The sequence below is a fragment of the Mycobacterium uberis genome (assembly GCF_003408705.1).
Taxonomy (GTDB): Bacteria; Actinomycetota; Actinomycetes; order Mycobacteriales; family Mycobacteriaceae; genus Mycobacterium; species Mycobacterium uberis.
The window spans coordinates 1-5935 of sequence record NZ_QAYL01000036.1; the positions used below are offsets into that span (position 1 = coordinate 1).

Consider the following 5935-nt stretch of genomic DNA (forward strand, 5'->3'; position numbering starts at 1 on the left):
CATCTGGCGCCACCTGATCGGCAAGGTGGCCTCCGTCGTCACCCCGCCAGAGATCCTTCGTTGTCGACGTCAGCGGTCTGGATGTCATGGCCTGATGCTTACCCGCCATTCTGGCCTACTCGGGAAATCGGTGTCGTCGTAGCGATATCGAATTGCGTCTGGTAGATTGCCAGCCGATCGTGGATCGAATCGTCGAAGCACGTGGGTTCAGAGGCGCACTACCCATTTTCCTGACCGCGGATGCTCACTCGCGACAACCACAGCCAGTTGGTGATGCGACAGCCCGATACCGAACAGTTTGGCCCACGCCATTGCTTGCTGGATCGTAGAGAATTCACAGCAGCGAACTAACCCCTACGCGTAACGTCGCGAGCGAAGAACGTAAGAAGACACCGTAGTACCCCGTACCGGGGTAGCAATGATATCCATGGCGATCCTGGGGGATTCCGGGAACCGACCCCCGCTCTACATCGCCAGCAAGCGAACCAGCCCGATTAGGCCTACCGCCACGATGGTGACACGCAATGTACTCGGCGATAGCCGGCGGGCATAACAGGCCCCGACTGATCCCCCAACTAGTGAGCCCGCGGCAATCAGCCCAGCTACCGGCCAGCTGATCCGGCCAAAGGATATCAACATATAGCTTATTGCTGCAACAATATTCACCAACAACACCAAAAGATTCTTCGCCGCGTTCATACGCTGCACCGACTCCGGCAACAATACACCCATCACGCCGACCAGCAGGATGCCTTGCGCAGCAGTGAAATAACCGCCGTAAACGCTGATAGCGAAGGTACCGAGCGCCAGCACAGCCATCCGTGCCGGCGTGACATGTTCGGTGATGCAGCCGGCTATCTCGGCCCGACGCCGCACCCAGGACTGAACCCGCGGGCCGACCACCACCAGCACCAAAGCCAACACGAGAAGCACCGGAACAATCGCGGCAAACACTTTCTCAGGAAGGTACAGGAGCAGGAAAGCACCCAGCACCGCACCAATCAACGATACTGGGATCTGCCAGCGCAACCGATTCCACTGACCGCCCAGCTCAGCGCGATAACCCCAGGTAGCCGATACACCACCAGCCACCAGACCAACCGCGTTCGACACAGTCGATGTGACCGGTGGATAACCAAGAGCGACCAGCGTGGGGAACGTAATCAGAGTGCCAGATCCGACGATCGCATTAATCGCGCCAGCACCGAACCCGGCCAAGACGATTGTAACCACGTGGTAAACCAACACTCCGGGACTTTAGTACTCCATCGCGTTGCGCTGCCAAGAACCGTGCGCTAAATCACGTCGCACCACCGCGGTCAAGTGCAAGGCGCCTCAAGACCGATGTCTACCCCGATGCACAATTCGACCGAGGCCGTACTCTTTGCTGATCGAGCCCACCAGATCCGACGGCAATTGTTGATGTCGACCTGGTCAGTCACCGATAGCTGGCAACTGGCTCGCGGCGGCATTCGGTGGGCAGGAGTTCGACGGGCAGGTGAAGTCGATGAACAACTCGGTAAATGTGATTCGGGTATTCGACGGTGACCAAGTGCCCGACATCATCGACGATGTTACGGCTGACATGAGGCAACCGGACCGTGAAATCCTCGACGTCTGCCGAAGGCACGAAGTTGTCGACACACACATTGACGAGCATGCTTGGGCATCTGATCAACTGCGAAGAGCACCGGTCGATAGTGGCTGCGTCTTGACGGGAACATAGAAGTAAGCTGACGCACCCACCCTCTTCGTCAATTCCCTGCATCAACCAGGCGCCAGCAGCTCCGGCCGAGTCAGATAAGAGCCGAACGCAAGTTTACGCAATCACGGATAGTGGGCCACCCCACGCAACCCGAACTCGAGAATAGGCAAACCAGCGGTAATCATGTATGTGAGCACGGTGGATGCCAGTCGTGGGTACTGCCACGCAATGCGCATCGGGTGCTAACACATCGACACAATCGATAACACCGGACCACCCGCGAGGATCAGAGTCCGGATCCGATCCAGATCGGCGACATCGAGACGATCCAAGAATTTATCAATGGTGGCGACGATGCCCACCATTGATATGGTGGGCCAAGGATGTGCCCTCGATGCTCCAAAGCCCGGCAGGCTCAGCGCGATTACCCGACACCGCTGACATAACAAGGTGTTCACATCTAGTTAATATTATCATTTTGAGTTGTGGCCGTGCAACAGTACCACCGGTGAGCCAAGTCCGCCGATTTCGACGTAGTTCAGCTCCCGGCGCGCGATAAAAACCTGGTGCTCAAGCTTCTCTGACGCAAACGTCTAATAATCAACTACCGTGATATGATCAAGTCATATAGGCGCATAGTGTTTTACCTATCCAGGCATAGCTAGCCTCGTTGGCCGGTAATAGCCACGTAACGTCACTGCATCCCCAACAACCAGGGACTGTACTCGGTCGTATTTGCGCCATCAGTACCTCGATCGAGGCCAACAACCGACCGGACTGTGACTTAACCAACTCACATAAACGGACAGCCTGATTACCAGGTCGTAGCGAAAATTTGGCTGAGCAGGTCTGCCCTGACATCCTCGGCTGTGAAAGTATCAGTTCCGATATACATCGCGAATCGGTAAGAAAGTATCCGCATATCGGCGAAACTGGGTACATACGGATCGTTATCGTTCAGGGCGCCTGGCAAGTTAGCAAGTCAACTTCTGCGGTCAATAGCACACGCCATCGCGGCGGGTAATTGGTCACGCTTGACGCTGATATGACCTGAACAACTATAGTTACAAATCGCCATAATTTCGTTCGCCAGTTCTCAGACGTACTACTGACAATCGACCAAATGCAACGGGTTCCAAAGCTCATTCTTGCTCTCAAGGTCACCGTTAATACAAACCATAGACCGGGCCAATATCTCCTCATAGTCTCCTTACCGGGTTCGCCAATCTCTTGCTCTTGCAGCTCCCAGCAACCGAGGACAGTCTCACTGGCAGGACGAAGAGCCTTGAGCTCTTCGGATTCAGCCAAGGCGAAACTCAAAGGAATTCAGTAAGACTTTCATTGACCGGCTGTTCGTCGGCGACCTAATTCTTCGGTCACTAAAGTGGCCAGGCACGTTACGAGTATCTCGCCCGCACCTGTACCAACAGCTACCCTGAGAGGGTCGATAGAAATTCTGACTAGACACCGAAATGCATTGCTGGATAACTGCATCGACCGCATCATCAAAAGCGACGCGATGAGTGTCTCCAATCTCCAACACATCGCCGACCTGCCACGGCTCATCTGCCTCCTAGCCGCACACAGCACATCCGATCTCAACCTAAGCTCCCGAATGGCCGATACCGAGATCCCCATACGTATCCTGTCTCCATATCTCGACCTCCTCGAGACCTTGCATCTCATCGACCGCATAACCACATGGTCGACCAACTTTTTGAAGCGGGTCGTCGATCAACAGGAAGTCCTACTCCTCTAGTAGAAACAGACACTTCGACTGTTTCACTACCGTGCTTGAGACGGCACCGAAGTAGACTGCATCCTGGAAACCACATACGGCCGCATTGCCATTGCCGTGATCGAGATCAAGTTGGCAACAACCTCCGGGACAAAACCGGAACACGCTTCACCGGCAGTATCATCCTCCACACCGGCTCACAAGCCCAGCCCATTCATCAACCGACTCGCTGCCGTCCTCATCGACGTCCTCTGACCCACATAAGGATAGTTTTACGGCCTTATAGCAAATCTCGAGCTGCCTTGCTTGAAGAGTTCATCTCATCAATAATAGAGAGCAATAGAGTCAGTGCGCGAGCTCACCAGTCGCCGTGCCAAGGCTGAGCCACTACACAGCATAAAGTACCTTACGCCGCACTTGCGCACTGTTAATGCCCTGCCTGAGGCGTCCCTCAACACCACGGCACTGACTCAGATAACATCCGCTAGATACTGCTCAAACACATTAATCACCTACGCATCTCAGTCCGGCGAGCACCCCAACAGCACGCCACACCAGAGGCGCACCAACGTTACATATCATCGGCCGAAATAATGCAGCACCAGGCACTGACAATGGCCTCAGCGGCATGACGCCCGTGGCGTGCTACTCCCTGACGGTGACGTGCGTAATTTTGTCGATCATAAAGCGATGAATTTTAGCGCTGTTTCGACTAGAGTCAAAGTAGAACGACGAGCCAATATACCAGATTCGCATTCCTCCCTGCATTTCCAACAGTTTATACGATGCACCTTATCGAATACTAGCCTTCGTAAAGCGTAGAGAACATTATCGCGCGTGAAGATCAATCGTGTTGGAATCAGCGAAACCATTAACTTCTATAAATTATATTTTTCCAATCCTACAATTCGCATCGATGTAAATTATCGCTGCTTCCGTAGTACTGGGAGGCTATAAACGCGCTGTGTTCGCCTGCACGCGGTAATCCATCAAGCATAGTTGATGCCTCGCAGATCACGTAAGTATCATTAGTTGAAATAATACGCGAGATCCTCGATTCAATACACAATTATCGATCCAGCAAAGTGATTAACAATTTCCACCACAGTAGTGACGAATTTGTACTTGATCTGTTACTCAGAATAGCCTGCTCCGACGACAATAGATCAACCAACAGTGCAATATCTAACCTGTCGGATATAGCAAAGAATAAAAAATGCAATCCAAGGTTTTCTCTTGCCATTGCGGGTATAATAAATGGTACTAGAATAGTCTAGTTTCCTGCGGGCCATGACGAACGACTGCATTGACTATGCTATCAAAGCTTACATCATCAACCAATTTGTCGACAAGTTCATTCAAGAGATACTTACACCCTCGCGATAGTGTGCCCATTAGCGCATTTTAGGTAGACTTGACGACACTCTCTTTACACTCATGTTGATTGAAAGTCTCGGAGACCACATCCGATATCTTTCCCACCATTTAGACGTCAAAGCAGTAAGTGCGGTAATAGACATTAGTATGTACATATAATTTTCGTAAAAGTTATGTGGTTTTTACAATGTAAGAAAGGGACCTATCAAGGATCCAACGAATGATTGTACAGGAAAAGATAATTAAAAATGTCTCGGCAAGCAGATTTCGGCCGATCATCATCAGTGCCCTAAAAGATATTGTAATCCAACCCATCACGAAATATCTATCACACAACATGATAGCGCTACTCAGGGCAGAAGTCTCTGCAGTTAGATTAGATGCTGAAATTCTGAGAACAACAGTAGCTGATAAAATATCCACAGGTAAAAGGATAGAGTTTTATCAGCCATATGCTACTTGGTAGCTTTGTGCCGATACTGACACTAGGTCGTAACAGACAAGCTCTTCCAACAATTCCATAATGATGCAGTAAGTAAAACAGGAATAGTATACGCACATTTCTTTCGAAAAGCCACTGACTTGAACTGTATTTGAGATAGAGCGATGATTGGCTCAAAACACAGAACTGTCGACAAGTCCATACCAAATGCCTGTTAGTCCAACAACGCAGATTGAACAGACAGATACAATCACACTTACACATGCTAGTATACTTAGTGGCACGAGACAGGTAATAGAAGCACGTGTTAGTGGTGCGCAAATTACCGTTCGGTCAAGTCTTCAGTACCGGAACCAGGTGCGTGTATCTTAAAAGGCCTTGATTCCTTTTCTATACTATCCTATTATCTATATAGGCTTGGTTGGTAGTGAAAATTTCACCGTTGGGATGTTGACGTGAAACCATAGCGCAGCTTAACTAACCTTTGCTGATCTCAAACTTTCCCGCCATTGTACAACCCAACTAGCGACGACGAGCCTGGCATCGAATTAAACCATTTCGGATTAGGCCTTCGTTGAGTGTTGTGTGGTTTTGTTTTATGTGGGGTGTGGTGGTGTGGGTTGTGGTGTGGGTCGATGGGTTGTGTGAGTTGATCTACTGTGTGGATGTTCTG

The 5935-nt window shown here is 50.8% G+C and carries 3 protein-coding genes; 1 reads left to right on the top strand and 2 read right to left on the bottom strand.

Going from position 1 to position 5935, the window contains the following annotated elements; genetic code table 11:
* Positions 1-465: 465 nt before the first annotated feature.
* Positions 466-1233, bottom strand: coding sequence for a sulfite exporter TauE/SafE family protein (locus MUBE_RS14255; RefSeq protein ID WP_207801724.1), 768 nt, complete (start codon positions 1231-1233; stop codon positions 466-468).
* A 205-nt stretch (positions 1234-1438) separates the two neighbouring features.
* On the bottom strand, positions 1439-1660 hold the full coding sequence (locus MUBE_RS14260) for a hypothetical protein (protein ID WP_116541040.1): 222 nt from the start codon (positions 1658-1660) through the stop codon (positions 1439-1441).
* A 1564-nt stretch (positions 1661-3224) separates the two neighbouring features.
* Between MUBE_RS14260 and MUBE_RS14265 the strand changes: the two genes are divergently transcribed.
* The gene (locus MUBE_RS14265) at positions 3225-3464 is read left to right on the top strand and encodes a DUF4143 domain-containing protein (RefSeq protein ID WP_133297133.1); all 240 of its coding nucleotides are present in this window, start codon (positions 3225-3227) and stop codon (positions 3462-3464) included.
* Positions 3465-5935: the final 2471 nt, after the last annotated feature.